The organism is Kitasatospora sp. NPDC040550 (genome assembly GCF_055594965.1).
Map to the genome: position 1 here is coordinate 66,791 of NZ_JBVIWC010000007.1, position 16,496 is coordinate 83,286.

A 16,496-nucleotide genomic window follows, 5' to 3' on the forward strand; every position below is an offset into this window, starting at 1 on the left:
AACCGACCCACCCACAGCACCCCCCACCCACCCCTCACCCGCCCCAGGCGAGAGGGACGCGCTGCGGGAGGGGGCGGTGGAGGGGGTGGGTGCGGAAGGGGGCGTGACGGGTGATTTTCAGACCGCCAACGGCGCCCGACCATCTGCCCACAGGGTCGGCGGTCCGAAAATCATCCAGCCCCCGGAGCACCCACCCCCGGAACCGCCCCCGGACCAACCCACCCTCCCGAAAGCCCACCCCCACACCAAAGCCCCCGCGCAGCGGCCTGCTTCCCCGTCCCACATTCCGGGAAAGAGAAGGTGAACGGGGCCCGGGACCCCCCGTTCAGGGAGGGCACGACCATGACCTCAGGTCAGGATCTGGAAGCCGAGGAGGCCGGGGTACGGCCGGGCAGCTGGCAGCCCCTGGGCGCCCGCTACCGGACGGACCGACCGGGCGGCCCCGGCACCAACTTCGCCCTCTGGGCGGCCGGCGCCGAGGCCGTCGACCTGTGCCTGTTCGACGAGGACGGCCGGGAGCACCGCCACCGCCTCACCGAGCAGGACCTCCAGGTCTGGCACGCCTTCCTCCCCGGCGTCCGCCCCGGCACCCGCTACGGCTACCGGGTGCACGGCCGCTGGGACCCGTGGACGGGCGCCCGCTGGAACCCCGCGAAACTGCTGCTCGACCCGTACGCCCGCGCCGTCGACGGCTGCTACACCTCCCACGACGCCGCCTGCTCCGCCGTCCGCAACTGGCCGGAGGCCGACGTCGCCGACACCGTCCGGGACAACCGCGACTCCGCCCCGTACGTGCCCAGATCCGTGGTCGTCCACGACGACGACGACTGGTACGACGACCACCGCCCGAAGACGCCCTGGGCCGAGACGGTCCTCTACGAGCTCCACGTCCGCGGCTTCACCATGCGCCACCCCGACGTCCCCCCGCACCTGCGCGGCACCTACGCCGGCCTGGCCCACCCGGCCGCCCTCGCCCACCTCACCCGCCTCGGGGTGACGGCCGTCGAGCTGCTGCCGGTGCACCAGTACGCCAGCGAGGACCACCTCCAGGCCCGCGGCCTGGTCAACTACTGGGGCTACAACACGGTCGGCTACTTCGCCCCGCACGCCGGCTACTCCGCCTCGGGCTCCCGCGGCGGCCAGGTCGGCGAGTTCAAGCGGATGGTCCGCGCCCTGCACGCCGCCGGGATCGAGGTGATCCTGGACGTGGTGTTCAACCACACCGCCGAGGGCGCCGAGCTGGGGCCCGCGCTGTCCCTGCGCGGCATCGACAACGGCGCCTACTACCGGCTGGCCCCGCACCGCCCGCGCGGCTACGCCGACTACACCGGCTGCGGCAACACCCTGGACACCCGCCGCCCGCAGGTGATCCGGCTGATCACCGACTCCCTGCGCTACTGGGTCTCCGAGATGGGCGTGGACGGCTTCCGCTTCGACCTCGCGGCCGCCCTGGCCCGGGCGAGCGACGGCGTCGACATGGAGCACCCGTTCCTCGCCGCGATCGCCCAGGACCCGCTGCTGAGCCGGGTGAAGCTGATCGCCGAGCCGTGGGACGTCGGCCCGGGCGGCTACCAGGTGGGCGGCTTCCCCCCGCTGTGGGCCGAGTGGAACGACCGCTACCGCGACACCGTACGGGATTTCTGGCGCGGCGCCCGCCCGGACGTGCGCGAGCTCGGCTACCGGCTGGCCGGCTCCTCGGACCTCTACCAGCGGGCCGGCCGCCGCCCGTACGCCTCCGTCAACTACGTGACGGCGCACGACGGTTTCACCCTGCGCGACCTGGTCTCCTACGACCGCAAGCACAACGAGGCCAACGGCGAGGCCAACCGGGACGGCACGGACGACAACCGCTCCTGGAACCACGGCACCGAGGGCGAGACCACCGACCCGGAGGTGAACGCCCTACGGCTGCGCCAACTGCGCAACCTGATGGCCACGTTGCTGCTCTCCGCGGGCGTCCCGATGATCACCGCCGGGGACGAGCTGGGCCGCACCCAGGGCGGCAACAACAACGCCTACTGCCAGGACGGCGAGATCAGTTGGCTGGACTGGTCGCTGCTGGAGCGGCCCGGCTGGCGGGAGCTGTGCGAACTGACCGCCCGGCTGGTCCGGCTGCGCCGGGCCCATCCGGTGCTGCGCCGGCGGGCGTTCTTCTCCGGCCGGGCCGCCACTCCCGGCGGGCAGCCGGACCTCGCCTGGTTCACCCCGCTGGGCAAGGAGATGACCGAGGCGGACTGGTTCGGCCCCACCGCCTGCCTCGGCATGCTGCTGTCCGGCGCCGCGCTGCCCGAACAGGACGACACCGGGCTCCCGTTGGCCGACGACAGCTTCCTGCTGCTGCTCAACGCCGCCCCCGAACCGGTGGTCTTCACCCTGCCCGGCGAGCCCTGGGCGGAGCCGGAGGCCGCCTACGAGACGGTGCTGGACACCGCCGCCGCGGGCACCGGCGAGGCCCGGCCGCGGGGCGCGGTGGTGCTGGGCGGGCGCTCGCTGCAACTGCTGCGCGCACCCGCCCGCGACGCCTAGCCGGCCCGGGCCCGACCCCGGTCCCGCGCCCGGCCGCGCGCCCGGACTCAGCCCCGGGCGTGCCCGACCTCGACGTTCTCCAGGACGCCGATCGCGTCCGGCACCAGCACCGCCGCCGAGTAGTAGGTGCTGACCAGGTAGGAGGCGATCGCCTTCTCGTCGATGCCCATGAAGCGGACGTTCAGGCCCGGCTCCACCTCGTCCGGGATGCCGACCTGGGTGAGGCCGACCACGCCCTGGTCGTCCTCGCCGACGCGCAGCGCGATGAAGGAGGTGGTCTGGCCGCCCAGCACCGGGATCTTGTCGCAGGTGAGGATCGGCACCCCGCGCCAGACCGGCCGCTGCTTGCCGAGGACGTCGACGGTGCCCGGGTGGATGCCGCGCTTGTTGCACTCCCGCCCGAAGGCGGCGATCGCCCTCCGGTGGGCGAACAGGTAGTCGGTGTCACGGCGCATGGCGAGCAGCTCGTCCAGGTCGTCCGGGGTGGGCGCGCCCGAGTGGGTCTGGATCCGCTGGTCGAAGTCGGCGTTGTGGAGCAGGCCGAACTCCGGGTTGTTGACGAGCTCGTGCTCCTGCCGCTCGCGCAGCGCCTCGATGGTCAGCCGCAGCTGTTCCTCGGTCTGGTTCATCGGCTTGCTGTAGAGGTCGGCGACCCGGGTGTGCACCTTGAGCACGGTCTGCGCGACGCTCAGCTCGTACTCGCGCGGCTCCAGCTCGTAGTCCACGAAGGCGCCGGGCAGCTCGTACTCGCCCTGGTGGCCGGCCGAGAGGTCGATCTCCGCCTCGCCGTGGGCGTTCTGCGCCTGGGCGGCGTCGGCGGCGAAGCCCAGCAGCTGCTCGCGCAGCGGCGCGGAGCGGTCGACCAGCTCCTGCAGCCCGGCCGCGTTCAGCGCCATGGCGACGCCGGCGGTGGCGGCCCGCACGGTGTACGGCCAGCTGCCGCCGGGTTCGGTGATCACCTCGTCGCCGACGTGGTCGCCATCCGCGAGGGTGCCGAGCACGGTCTCCTCGCCGTACTTGCCGGTGCCGATCCGGTCGACCTTGCCGTGGGCGATCAGGAACACCTCCTCGATCGGCGTCCCCTCCCGCACCAGGACGTCGCCCGGCGCGAAGTCCCGCTGCGCGAAGCGCCGGGCCAGCTCGGCCAGCACCTCCTGGTCCTCGAACCCGCGCAGCGCCGGCACCTCGGCCAGCGAGGGCGCGATCACCGTGACCGTGGAACCGGCCTTGGCGAAGCCCACCCGGCCGCGCCCGGAGGCGTAGCTGAGGCGACGGTTGACCCGGTACGTACCCGCGCTGACCTGCACCCACGGCAGCGCCTTGAGCAGCAGGCGGGAGGTGATCTCCTGCATCTGCGGCTTCGACTTGGTGGTCGTCGCCAGGTTGCGCGCGGCAGTGGTGCTGAGACTGAGCTGGGCCCTGACCTGCACGGTTGCCGATCGTGGGCCGGGGGTGGGCTCGGTGTCGACCGTCATGTCCACACACTCCTGTCACTCGCTTGTCCATGAGCATCCGTCAGGAGATGTCATCGGCCGTTCGGCAGGCGCTCGCAAGAGGCGCACGGCACACTCCTTCCTGCACGAACGGCACCGCACGCCCCTCACCGCGCCCTCGCCTCATCCGTTCGGGTGGCCGGTTCTCGGCGGCCGTCACCGACAGGGGCGAAAAACCGGATGAGAAATGACCGGCTCTCCGCCTACCCTCACCGCGATGGCCGAGAACCGACAAGACTCCGACCTCACGACCGCGCGGCGCCGCTCCACGGTCCGCTCACTGCTGCGCCTGTGGCCCTACGCCCGGGCCGTCCGCGGCCGGCTCCTGGTCTCGGTGTCGGCCGCCACCCTCGCCATGTTGAGCACCCTGGCCGTCCCGGTGGTGCTCGGCCGGATCGTCGACGGCCCGCTCGCCGAGCACGACCTCGACGCACTGTGGCCGCCGGTCGGCCTGCTGCTGGTCCTCGGACTGGTCGAGGCCGCCCTGTTCTACACCCGCCGGGTGGTGCTGTCCCGCCCGCTGGGCCGGCTGGAGGCGGCCATGCGCGCCGACCTCTACGCCAAGCTCCAGCGGCTGCCGGTCTCCTTCCACGACCGCTGGGGCTCCGGCCAGATGCTCTCCCGGGCCACCACCGACATGAACGCCATGCGGCTCTTCCTGGCCTTCCCGCTGGTGTTCCTGGTCGTCAACTCGGTGACCTTCCTGGCCGGCACGGTGCTGATGTTCGTCCAGGACTGGCGGCTCGCCCTGATCGTCCTGCTGCCCGCCGCGCCACTGCTGGTGCTCACCCGGCGCTTCGAGTCCGAGTACTCGGTCACCGCCCGGCGCGCCCAGGACCAGAACGGCGACCTCGCCACCGTGGTCGAGGAGTCGGTGCTCGGCATCCGCATCCTCAAGGCCTTCGGCCGGCACCGCTCGATGGCCGAGCACTTCCGCGCCCAGTCCCAGCGGCTGCGCCGCACCGAACTGAGCAAGGCGCACCAGCTCGCCAACCTGTGGGCGGTCATCGTCGGCCTGCCGGAGATCGCCCTGGGCTGCGCCCTGGCCGTCGGCGCCTACCTGGTCGCCCACGACGAGCTGAGCGCCGGCACCCTGGTCGCCTTCCTCTCCACCGCGCTCGCGCTGCGCTGGCCGGTCGAGTCGCTCGGCTGGCTGCTCGCCTACGCCAACGAGGCCGCCACCGCCACCGACCGGTTCTTCGAGGTCATCGACGAGCCCGAGCCCGCCGACCCGGCCGCCGCGACCACCACGACCGCCGCCTCCGGTGCCCCGGGCACCCCGGGCACCCCGGGCACCCCGGGCACCCCGGACGGCATCCGCTTCACCGGCGTCCGCTTCCGCTACCCCGACGCCCCCGACGAAACCCCCGACCTGCTGGCCGGCATCGACCTGCACGTCCGCAGCGGCGAGACGATGGCCCTGGTCGGCGCCACCGGCAGCGGCAAGACCACGCTCACCGCCCTGCTCCCCCGGCTGTACGAGGCCACCGGCGGCCGGATCACCCTGGACGGCCGGGACATCGCCGAGCTGCCCCGGCAGGAGCTGCGCGAGCTCGTCGCGGTCGCCTTCGAGGAGCCCACCCTGTTCTCCGCCACCGTCCGGGAGAACGTCCTGATGGGCGCCCCCGGCGCGGACGACCGACAGCTGGCCTCCGCGCTGGCCACCGCCCAGGCCGGCTTCGTCGAGAAGCTCCCGGCCGGGGTGGAGACCGAGGTCGGCGAGCAGGGCCTGAGCCTGTCCGGCGGCCAGCGCCAGCGCCTCGCGCTGGCCCGCGCCGTGGTCGGCGACCCGCCCTTCCTGGTGCTGGACGACCCGCTCTCCGCGCTCGACGTGCACACCGAGGCCCTGGTCGAACGGGCGCTGCGCGAGGTGCTCGGCTCCACCACCGCCCTGGTGGTCGCCCACCGCCCCAGCACGGTGCTGCTCGCCGACCGGGTCGCGGTGCTCGCGGACGGCCGGATCGAGGCCGTCGGCACCCACCAGGAGTTGCTCCGGGACTGCCCCCGCTACCGAGAACTGATGTCGGGCGAGGCCGCCCTGGTCCCCGAGGGCCCCTTCGTCCTTGAGGAGGGCGCCGCCCGATGACCACCACCGTCGAACCCACCGGGCCCGCCGCGGCCGACCGGACCGACCCGGCCGAGGAGGAGCTGCCCGCGCCCCCGGCGGACGAGGAGGACATCCCCGTCCCGCCCGGCGCGCCCCGGGCCCTGCTGCGCTCGCTGCTCGGCCCGCACCGGGCCCGGATCGCCGTCGCCATGGTGGTGATCCTGGTCCAGCAGGCCGCTCTGCAGTCCGGCCCGCTGCTGGTCGCGGTGGCGATGGACCGCGGCATCCCGGCGCTGCGCGGGCACGACTCCGGCCCGCTGGTCGCGGTGGTGGCCGGCTACCTCTGCTGCGCCCTGCTCAGTCCGCTGCTGCAGTGGGTGTTCATCAAGATCAGCGCCCGGGTGAACCAGGACGTCCTGCTGGACCTGCGCGGCCGGATCTTCCGGCACGCCCAGCGGCTCAGCCTGGACTTCCACGAGCGCTACACCTCGGGCCGGATCATCTCCCGGGCCACCAGCGACATCGACGCGCTGCGCGAACTGCTCTCCGAGGGCCTCCAGGAGCTGCTGACGGTCTTCCTGTCGGTCTGCTACATCTCGGTGCTGCTGGTGGTGCTGGACTGGCGGCTGGGCCTGGCCTCGCTGGCGGCCTTCCTGCCGCTGGCCCTGATCGCCCACTCCTTCCGCACCCGCTCGCGCCGGGTCTACCGCCGCTCGCGGACGGCCGCCGCCTCGATGATCGTGCGCTTCACCGAGACCATGAACGGCATCCGCCCGGTGCAGGCCTTCCGCCGCGAGAAGGCCAACGATGCCGCCTTCGGGCTGGTCAACCGGCAGGCCTCGGCGGCCAACGCGGAGGGCTTCCTGGAGCTCGCCCGGTACGTCGGCCTCTCCCGCGCCACCGCCAACCTCTGGTTCACCGGCATCGTGCTGATGGGCGCCTACCTGGTCGCCGACGACGCGCTGGAACTGGGCGTGCTGACCGCCTTCGCGCTCTACCTCCGCCGCCTGTTCGACCCGATCGACCAGCTGGCGATGTTCCTGAACAGCTACCAGGCCGCCGCCGCGGCGCTGGAGAAGATCGCCGGCCTGCTCGCCCACGAGCCGACCGTCGCCGAGCCGGCCGAGCCCGTACGGCTCCCGCTCCGGGCGGAGGCGGGCGAGCGGGTGACCGCCCGCGAGGTCTCCTTCGAGGGGACGCGCTTCGCCTACCGCACCGGCAACGAGGTGCTGCCGCCCTTCGACCTGCTGATCCCGGCCGGGCAGACGGTCGCGGTCGTCGGTGCGACCGGCGCCGGCAAGTCGACGGTCGCCAAGCTGCTGGCCCGCTTCTACGACCCGACGGACGGCCGGATCCGGCTGGACGGCGTGGACCTGCGCGACCTCGCCACGCCGGAGCTGCGGCGCGGGGTGGTGATGGTGACCCAGGAGTCCTTCCTGTTCTCCGGCACCGTCGCCGAGAACATCGCGATCGGCCGCCCCGGCGCCACCCGGGCCGAGGTCGAGCAGGCCGCCCGGGAGATCGGCGCGTACGGGTTCATCGCCGCGCTCCCGGACGGCTTCGACACCGACGTGCGCAAGCGCGGCGGCCGGATCTCCGCCGGGCAGCGCCAGTTGGTCGCCTTCGCCCGCGCCCTGCTGGCCGACCCGGCCGTGCTGATCCTGGACGAGGCGACCAGTTCGCTGGACGTACCGGGCGAGCAGGCCGTGCAACGGGCGATGCGCACGGTGCTGGCCGGCCGCACGGCGGTGATCATCGCGCACCGGCTCTCCACCGTGGAGATCGCCGACCGGGTGCTGGTGATGGACCAGGGGCGGATCGTCGAGGACGGCTCGCCGCGGCAGCTGATCGAGGGGGCGGGCCGTTTCGCCGCCCTGCATCGTGCCTGGCGGGACAGCCTGGTGTAAGAAAGGCCCTGGCCGCAGGGCCCACAGTTGTGCCCGTCCGGGTGCGCCGTCACGCACCCGGGCGGGCCTCTCCCGTTTCCGGGCCGGAGTCAGTTCACCGTCACCACGTAGTCGGTGTGCCAGTCGGGCGAGGGGCAGTCCTCCTCCGCGGCCACCACGTCCAGCGTGCCGCCCGGCAGCACCTGCCCGGCGACGGTCGAGGGGTCGATCACCACGGCCGGGTCGATGAAGACCGCGTCGTGGTAGCGCGGCCCGTTCGCATAGTGGCAGGTCAGCGTGCGCGGCCCGGTGGCGGTGCAGCCGTACGGGGGTGTGCCGGTCAGCGTGGTGTGCTCGGGCACGGTGATCGCCAGGTCGATCGGGTGCCGCGAGTACGAGGGGCCCGCGTCGTACACCCACAGCGGCAGGTCGATCGTCGCCCCGGGCGCGCCGGTGAGGTCGCCGGGCTGCGGGACGGGGTGCCCGGCCTGCCAGGCGGAGGAGGCGCCGACCATGAAGTGGGCCTTGGTGTCGGCGGTGGTGAGGCTGTACGGGGTGGTGTGGCCGGACTGGTCCGGGTCACCCGGGTAGAAGGCCTGGACGTCACCGCCGATGGTGAGGAAGGACTCGGTGATCGGCGCGACGTACAGCGCCAGCCGCTCGACCGAGCTCGCCCCCGGCGCCAGCCCGGCCGGGATCCGGTAGGAGCTGCCGGTGCCGAAGTAGGTCAGGGTGACGGCCGGGTCGGCCGACTGCACCACGCCCGGCGCGGGGAGGTGCACCACCACCAGGGTGTCGTCGGTGGTGGCGGCCGGGCCCCGGTTGGTGACCTTCACCTCCAGCGTCCCGGTCTCGCCCGGGACCACCGGGCCCTGCGGCGGGCAGACCTCCAGGGACAGCCGCGCGGTCGCCGGTGGCGCCGCGAGGGGGGTGGTGGCGGCCTGGGCGGGCCACGCCACGAGGAGCACGGAGAGCGCGGCCAGGGCGGTCGCGCGCAAGGTTCGCATCATGACCATCACGCTCCCCCCGCCCGCTACGCGGGGCAAGCGGGTGGCTGCCGTCCGTAGCACCCCGGACGGCAGCCACCCGCTTCCGGGCCTCAGCGCAGCAGCCCGGCGTCCATCCCCGTCGACTCGGCCGGGAGGGCGACCAGCCCCAGTTCGGCCGGCGAGGCCAGCCGCGGGTGCGCGGGCAGCACCCGCACGGTGTAGCCGAACGGGCCGGTGCGGCCGAGCTCCAGCGAGCCCTCGTAGCGGGTGCGGCCGTCCAGGTCGGGCCCGCCGACCGGCTTGAGGGCGAGCACCTCGGCGTCCGAGATGCCGTCCGTCTCGTCGACCCGGCCGGAGACCACCTGCACCTCGACGTCGCCCGGCTCCAGCGCGCCGAGCGCGACCTGCACCCGCAGCGCCAGCGAGCTGCCCAGCTCCTGGGCCTCGGCCGGGCAGTCCGCCTCGACGTGCTCGACCCGCACGGCCGGCCAGCCCTCCCGGACCTTGGCCTTCCAGCCGGCCAGCTCCCGGGCGCAGGCGTGGTCCCGGACCGCCAGCTCGCGCTGGGCCAGCGCCGCCGGGGTGTACAGCCGCTCGACGTACTCGCGGACCATCCGCCCGGCCAGCACCTTGGGGCCGAGGGTGACCAGGGTGTGCCGGACCATGGCGATCCAGCGGTGCGGCAGCCCGTCGGAGCCCCGGTCGTAGAACCGGCCGGCGACCTGCTCCTCGATCAGGTCGTACAGCGCGGCGGCCTCGATGTCGTCGCGCCGCTCGGCCTCGCTGCTCTCCGGATCGAGCACCCCGGCGTCCTCGTCGGCGGTGGGGATCGCCCAGCCGTTCTGGCCGTCGTACCACTCGTCCCACCAGCCGTCCAGGACGGACAGGTTGAGGCAGCCGTTGAGCGCGGCCTTCATCCCGGAGGTGCCGCAGGCCTCCAGCGGGCGCAGCGGGTTGTTCAGCCAGACGTCGCAGCCCGGGTAGAGGTGCTGGGCCATCGCCATGTCGTAGTCCGGCAGGAAGACGATCCGGTGGCGCACCGTCGGGTCGTCGGCGAAGGCGACCATCTGCTGGATCAGCCGCTTGCCGCCGTCGTCGGCCGGGTGGGCCTTGCCGGCGACCACGATCTGCACCGGCCGGGTGGGGTGCAGCAGCAGGGCGCGCAGCCGGGCCGGGTCGCGCAGCATCAGGGTGAGCCGCTTGTACGAGGGCACCCGGCGGGCGAAGCCGATGGTGAGCACGTCGGGGTCGAGCACCGAGGAGACCCAGCCGAGCTCGGCCTCACCGGCCCCGCGCTGGCGCCAGGAGGCGCGCAGCCGGCGGCGGGCCTCGTCGACCAGCTGGGCGCGCAGGCTGCGGCGCAGGTCCCAGATCTCCGTGTTGCCGATCCGTTCCAGGCCGGTCCAGCGCTGGGTCTCGCCGGTGGTCATCGCCTCCTCGGCGCGTTCGGCGCCGATCTCGGCGGCGCCCAGGCGGACCACGGCCGGGTCGATCCAGGTGGCGGCGTGCACCCCGTTGGTGACCGAGGTGATCGGCACCTCGGCGGGGTCGAAGCCGGGCCAGAGGCCGTCGAACATCGAGCGGCTGACCTCGCCGTGCAGGGTGGAGACCCCGTTGGCGCGCTGGGCCAGCCGCAGGCCCATGGCGGCCATGTTGAAGAGCTTCGGGTCCCCGCCGGCCCAGGTCTCGGCGCCGAGCGCGAGCACCGGCTCGACCGGGACGCCGGGCAGCGCGGCGTCGCCGTCGAAGTGACGGGCGACCAGCTCGCGGTCGAAGCGGTCGATGCCGGCCGGGACGGGCGTGTGGGTGGTGAACAGGGTGCCGGCCCGGACGGACTCCAGGGCGGCGGCGAAGTCCAGCCCGGCCCCGGCGGCGACCAGTTCGCGGATCCGCTCGACGCCCAGGAAGCCGGCGTGGCCCTCGTTGGTGTGGAAGACCTCGGGGGCGGGGTGCCCGGTGAGCCGGCAGTAGGCGCGCACGGCCCGGACGCCGCCGATGCCGAGCAGCATCTCCTGGAGCAGCCGGTGCTCGCTGCCGCCGCCGTAGAGCCGGTCGGTGACGTCCCGCTCGGCGGGCGAGTTGGCCTCGATGTCGGAGTCGAGCAGCAGCAGCGGGACCCGCCCGACCTGGGCCTTCCAGATGTGCGCGGCGAGGGTGCGGCCGCCGGGCAGGGCGAGGTCGACCCGGCAGGGGGTGCCGTCGGCCTCCCGGAACAGGCTGACGGCCAGTTCGTCCGGGTCCAGCAGGGGGTAGCGCTCCTGCTGCCAGCCGCTCCGGTCGAGGGACTGCCGGAAGTAGCCGTGCCGGTAGAACAGCCCCACGCCGATGATCGGGACGCCGAGGTCGCTGGCGGCCTTGAGGTGGTCGCCGGCCAGGATGCCGAGGCCGCCGGAGTACTGGGGCAGCGCGGCGGCGATGCCGTATTCGGGTGAGAAGTAGGCGACGGCGGTGGGCGGCGGGGTGGTTCCGCCGTCCTGGTGGGCCTGGTACCAGCGCGGGCCGGTGAGGTACTCGCGCAGGTCGTCGGCGAGGTCGCCGAGTCTGCGCAGGAAGCGCCGGTCGGCGGCGAGCGCGGCCAGCCGGGCGGCCGGGACCTCCCCGAGCAGCCGCACCGGGTCCTCGCCGGTCGCGGCCCAGACCTCCGGGTCCACGGACCGGAAGAGGTCCCTGGTCTCGGGGTGCCAGGACCAGCGCAGGTTGAGGGCCAGCTCGTGCAACGGCTGGAGTTGTTCGGGCAGGACGGTGCGGACGGTGAATCTGCGGATTGCCTTCACAGCGGTGAAGCGTAGCCTCGACGCTCGGTCCGACTACGGGTCAAGTGGACTATTGGGCATCCGTTCGGCCTATTGATGAGATCGCATTCGGCGCATTGGTCTGCAAGGGGGGCGCGCGAGGCGCACATTTCCGGGCGTCGCGCTACCAATGCGTGAACTCTGCGGAACAGATCCATTTCCGGCTGGTCCCGGGCCCCGGACAAAACCCGAAACTACTGTCGTACCGCTGCGAAAACCGTGTCGCCGGTGCGAGGATGGCCGAAGGTCGTTGATGCTGCGGGGACAACGACGACGGGTGGCGTCCCCCGTGGAGCAGCACGTCCGAATCCTTTTCGCGTTGATCGTTCCCCTTCTCCCTTAGCCCGTTCGGCGCTCACCGCGCACCGGCGCGTGTCCTCGCGCACGGTCGGCTCGTTCACGGGTCGACCGACCCGCCCGGGGGCGTGCCCCCGGAGGCGTGCGCCGGAACGCGCACCGGTTCCGGGGCGCCCCGCCACCGGTTCGGCGGGCGCCGGGCAGGTTGCCGGGGACAGCGGCGCGGGCAGGCTCCGGTCGCACGTCCACCCCACCCAGCAGTCCTCCCGGTACTCCCCCCGGCCCACCCCCGGCCCGCGGGAGCTGCCGCTGATCTCGGGCAGGAGTTTGGCATGCACGGCGACACGCGGGACCAGTTCACACCGGTGGCCGACACCGTCGACGCAGCGGTCGCGGAATCCGCCGGACGGATGGATTCTGACACTCGGACAGACCCGGCGATGCCGTCGCCCCGGGTGTCCGGGGCGGTCCGTACCGAATCCTCCGCAGCACAGGCTCCCGCGGCACAGCCCTCCGCAACGGCCCCACAACCCGGGGCCGAGGAGGGCCCGGCGGCGGCACCGGGCAGGCGCACCACCACCGCGCGCCGCAGCACCGCCACCGCGGGGGCCGGCTCCGCGGCCACCCCGCCGGAGCCCTCGGGAACCGCCGCGAGGACGCCCGCGCGCAAGGCCCCCGCCCGCAAGACCGCCGCCAAGACCGCCACCAAGCCCTCCGCCCGCAAGACGACAGAGAGCGACACCGTGATCGGCCGCATCCCCGTCCTGGACGTCAGCCCCCAGATCGACGCCGGCCGCCGCCCGGCCAAGGCCGTCGTCGGCGAGACCTTCCTGGTCACCGCGACCGTCTTCCGCGAGGGCCACGACGCCGTCAACGCCAACGTGGTGCTGCGCGACCCGCGCGGGCGCAGCGGCCCGTGGACGCCGATGCGCGAGCTCGCCGAGGGCACCGACCGCTGGGGGGCGCACGTCACCCCGACCGGCCCCGGCCGCTGGTCGTACCTGGTGGAGGCGTGGAGCGACCCGGTCGCCACCTGGCGCCGGACCGCCGCGGTGAAGCTGCCGGCCGGGATCGACACCGCGCTGGTCCTGGAGGAGGGCGCCCGGCTGCTGGAGCAGGCCGCCGCCGGGGTGCCGAAGAAGGACGGCCGGGCGCACGTGCTGGCGGCCGTGGACGCGCTGCGCGACCCGGGCCTGCCGCCGCTGTCCCGGCTGGCCGCCGCGCTCGCCCCCGAGGTGCTGGAGCTGCTGGCCCGCCACCCGCTGCGGGAGCTGCTCAGCGCCTCCCGCCCGCTACCGCTCCAGGTGGACCGCGAGCGCGCGCTGTTCGGCTCCTGGTACGAGTTCTTCCCGCGCTCGGAGGGCGCGGTGGTGGACCCGAACGGGGTCGAGCCGCCGCGGTCGGGCACCCTGCGCACCGCCGCCGAGCGGCTGCCGGCGATCGCCGCGATGGACTTCGACGTGGTCTACCTGCCGCCCGTCCACCCGATCGGACGAGCCTTCCGCAAGGGCCCGGACAACACCCTGACGGCCGGTCCGCACGACGTCGGCTCACCCTGGGCGATCGGCTCGCCGGAGGGCGGCCACGACGCGGTCCACCCGGACCTCGGCACCATCGAGGACTTCGACCACTTCGTCGCCGAGGCCGGGGCGCTGCACCTGGAGGTGGCGCTGGACTTCGCCCTCCAGTGCTCCCCCGACCACCCGTGGGTGAACAAGCACCCGGAATGGTTCAGCCACCGCGCCGACGGCACCATCGCGTACGCCGAGAACCCGCCGAAGAAGTACCAGGACATCTACCCGGTCAACTTCGACCAGGACATGGACGGAATCGTCAAGGAAACCGTCCGGACCCTCCGGTTCTGGATGTCGCACGGCGTCCGGATCTTCCGGGTCGACAACCCCCACACCAAACCGGTGGTGTTCTGGGAGAAGGTGCTCGGCGACATCGCCCGCACCGACCCGGACGTGGTGTTCCTGGCGGAGGCGTTCACCCGCCCCGCGATGATGCACACCCTGGCGAAGATCGGTTTCCACCAGTCGTACACGTACTTCACCTGGCGCAACACCAAGCGCGAACTCACCGAGTACCTCACCGAACTCACCGGCGACGCGGCCGCCTACATGCGCCCCAACTTCTTCGCCAACACCCCGGACATCCTGCACGCCTACCTCCAGCACGGCGGCCGCGCCGCCTTCGCGATCCGCGCCGTGCTCGCCGCCACCCTCTCCCCCAGCTACGGCGTCTACGCCGGCTACGAGCTGTTCGAGAACGAGCCGGCCCACCCCGGCTCCGAGGAGTACCTGCACTCGGAGAAGTACGAGCTGCGCCCCCGGGACTGGAACCGCACCGACACCCTCGCCCCGCTGCTCACCGTGCTGAACCGGCTGCGCCGGCGCCACCCGGCCCTGCAGCAGCTGCGCGACCTGCGCTTCCACCCGACCGACAACGAGCAGGTGCTCGCCTACTCCAAGACCGCGACCACCCCCGACGGCCTGACCGACCGGGTCATCACGGTGGTCAACCTCGACCCGCACCACGTCCAGGAGGCCACCGTCACGCTCGACGGCGACGGGCCCCACGCGGTGCACGACGAGCTCACCGGCGCCGCCTACACCTGGGGCCGGCACAACTACGTCCGGCTCGATCCCTCAGCCGAGCCGGCTCACCTCCTCACGGTTCGGAGGAACCCAGCGTGACAGTGAACGAGCCCGTCCCCGACACCTTCCCGGAGACCTCGAAGAAGAACCTGGACCCGGAATGGTTCAAACGTGCGGTCTTCTACGAGGTGCTGGTGCGGTCCTTCCAGGACAGCAACGGCGACGGGGTCGGGGACCTCAAGGGGCTCACGGCCAAGCTCGACTACCTGCAGTGGCTCGGCGTCGACTGCCTCTGGCTCCCGCCGTTCTTCGCCTCGCCGCTGCGCGACGGCGGGTACGACGTCGCCGACTACAAGTCGGTGCTGCCGGAGTTCGGCGACCTCGCCGACTTCATGGAGTTCACCGACGCCGCGCACGCCCGCGGCATGCGCGTGATCATCGACTTCGTGATGAACCACACCAGCGACCAGCACCCGTGGTTCCAGGCCTCCCGGGCGGACCCGGACGGGCCGTACGGCGACTTCTACATGTGGGCCGACGACGACAAGCAGTACCCGGACGCCCGGATCATCTTCGTCGACACCGAGACCTCCAACTGGACCTACGACCCGGTGCGCAAGCAGTACTACTGGCACCGGTTCTTCTCCCACCAGCCGGACCTCAACTACGACAACCCCCGCGTCCAGGACGAGATGATCGCCGGGCTGCGGTTCTGGCTCGACCTCGGCATCGACGGCTTCCGGCTGGACGCGGTGCCGTACCTGTTCGCCCGCGAGGGCACCAACTGCGAGAACCTGCCGGAGACCCACGAGTTCCTCCGGCGGGTCCGCAAGGAGATCGACGCCGACTACCCGGACACCGTGCTGCTCGCCGAGGCCAACCAGTGGCCGGAGGACGTCGTCGACTACTTCGGCGACTTCACGGCCGGCGGCGACGAGTGCCACATGGCGTTCCACTTCCCGGTGATGCCGCGGATCTTCATGGCCGTGCGCCGGGAGTCCCGGTACCCGGTGTCGGAGATCCTGGCCAAGACCCCGGCGATCCCGGGCGGCTGCCAGTGGGGCATCTTCCTGCGCAACCACGACGAGCTGACCCTGGAGATGGTCACCGACGAGGAGCGCGACTACATGTACGCGGAGTACGCCAAGGACCCGCGGATGCGCGCCAACGTGGGCATCCGCCGCCGGCTCGCCCCGCTGCTGGAGAACGACCGCAACCAGATCGAGCTGTTCACCGCCCTGCTGCTCTCCCTGCCCGGCTCGCCGGTGCTCTACTACGGGGACGAGATCGGCATGGGCGACAACATCTGGCTGGGCGACCGGGACGGCGTGCGCACGCCGATGCAGTGGACCCCGGACCGCAACGCGGGTTTCTCCTCCGCCGACCCGGGCAGGCTCAGTCTGCCGCCCATCATGGACCCGGTGTACGGCTACCAGGTGACCAACGTCGAAGCGCAGCAGAGCAGTTCGAGTTCACTGCTGCACTGGACGCGTCGCATGATCGAGATCCGCAAGCTCAACCCGGCGTTCGGCCTGGGCACCTACACCGAACTGCCGTCCAGCAACCCCGCCGTGCTGGCCTTCGTGCGCGAGTACGAGGGGGACCTGGTCATGTGCGTGAACAACTTCTCGCGGTTCGCGCAGCCGACCGAGCTGGACCTTCGGCAGTACGGCGGGCGGTACCCGGTCGAGCTGATCGGCGGAGTGCGCTTCCCGTCGATCGGCGAGTGGCCCTACCTGCTCACGCTGGCCGGCCACGGCTTCTACTGGTTCCAACTCCGGCAGCCCCCGCGCGCGAGCGGAACCGGGCGGTCGAAGTAACGATCCGCCGCGCCCGGCCACCAGCGGCTCGCACAGCACCACCAGA

At 72.9% G+C, this 16,496-nt stretch carries 8 protein-coding genes; 5 read left to right on the plus strand and 3 right to left on the minus strand.

The annotated features are described in order from the left end of the window. The first annotated feature begins 342 nt into the window (after window positions 1–342). Window positions 343–2,526 carry a glycogen debranching protein GlgX gene (gene glgX / locus ACZ58X_RS12755; protein WP_470333690.1) on the plus strand — a complete coding sequence of 728 codons (2,184 nt, stop codon included), beginning with the start codon at window positions 343–345 and terminating at the stop codon, window positions 2,524–2,526. Between the two features lie 47 nt (window positions 2,527–2,573). Here the strand turns inward: glgX and ACZ58X_RS12760 are convergent, their stop codons facing one another. Next, on the minus strand, window positions 2,574–4,001 hold the full coding sequence (locus ACZ58X_RS12760) for a family 2B encapsulin nanocompartment shell protein (protein ID WP_470333691.1): 1,428 nt from the start codon (window positions 3,999–4,001) through the stop codon (window positions 2,574–2,576). A gap of 235 nt (window positions 4,002–4,236) precedes the next feature. Between ACZ58X_RS12760 and ACZ58X_RS12765 the strand changes: the two genes are divergently transcribed. Beyond that, on the plus strand, window positions 4,237–6,105 hold the full coding sequence (locus ACZ58X_RS12765) for an ABC transporter ATP-binding protein (RefSeq protein WP_470333692.1): 1,869 nt from the start codon (window positions 4,237–4,239) through the stop codon (window positions 6,103–6,105). Then, window positions 6,102–7,973 carry an ABC transporter ATP-binding protein gene (locus ACZ58X_RS12770; protein WP_470333693.1) on the plus strand — a complete coding sequence of 624 codons (1,872 nt, stop codon included), beginning with the start codon at window positions 6,102–6,104 and terminating at the stop codon, window positions 7,971–7,973. Before ACZ58X_RS12765 ends, ACZ58X_RS12770 begins: the two co-directional genes overlap by 4 nt. Before the next feature lie 89 nt (window positions 7,974–8,062). Here ACZ58X_RS12770 and ACZ58X_RS12775 read toward each other — a convergent pair whose 3' ends face one another. After that, window positions 8,063–8,962, minus strand: a complete 900-nt coding sequence (locus ACZ58X_RS12775; RefSeq protein WP_470333694.1) for a hypothetical protein — start codon at window positions 8,960–8,962, stop codon at window positions 8,063–8,065. A gap of 89 nt (window positions 8,963–9,051) precedes the next feature. Next, entirely contained in the window at window positions 9,052–11,715 is a 2,664-nt protein-coding gene (glgP, locus tag ACZ58X_RS12780; protein WP_470333695.1) for an alpha-glucan family phosphorylase, read from the minus strand. Window positions 11,716–12,773: 1,058 nt separating this feature from the next. Between glgP and ACZ58X_RS12785 the strand changes: the two genes are divergently transcribed. Together ACZ58X_RS12785 and treS are read left to right on the plus strand one after the other, a co-directional pair. Then, on the plus strand, window positions 12,774–14,729 hold the full coding sequence (locus tag ACZ58X_RS12785) for an alpha-1,4-glucan--maltose-1-phosphate maltosyltransferase (RefSeq protein WP_470333865.1): 1,956 nt from the start codon (window positions 12,774–12,776) through the stop codon (window positions 14,727–14,729). After that, window positions 14,726–16,450, plus strand: coding sequence for a maltose alpha-D-glucosyltransferase (treS, locus tag ACZ58X_RS12790; protein WP_470333696.1), 1,725 nt, complete (start codon window positions 14,726–14,728; stop codon window positions 16,448–16,450). The genes ACZ58X_RS12785 and treS overlap by 4 nt, the downstream gene beginning before the upstream one ends. Window positions 16,451–16,496 lie beyond the last annotated feature (46 nt).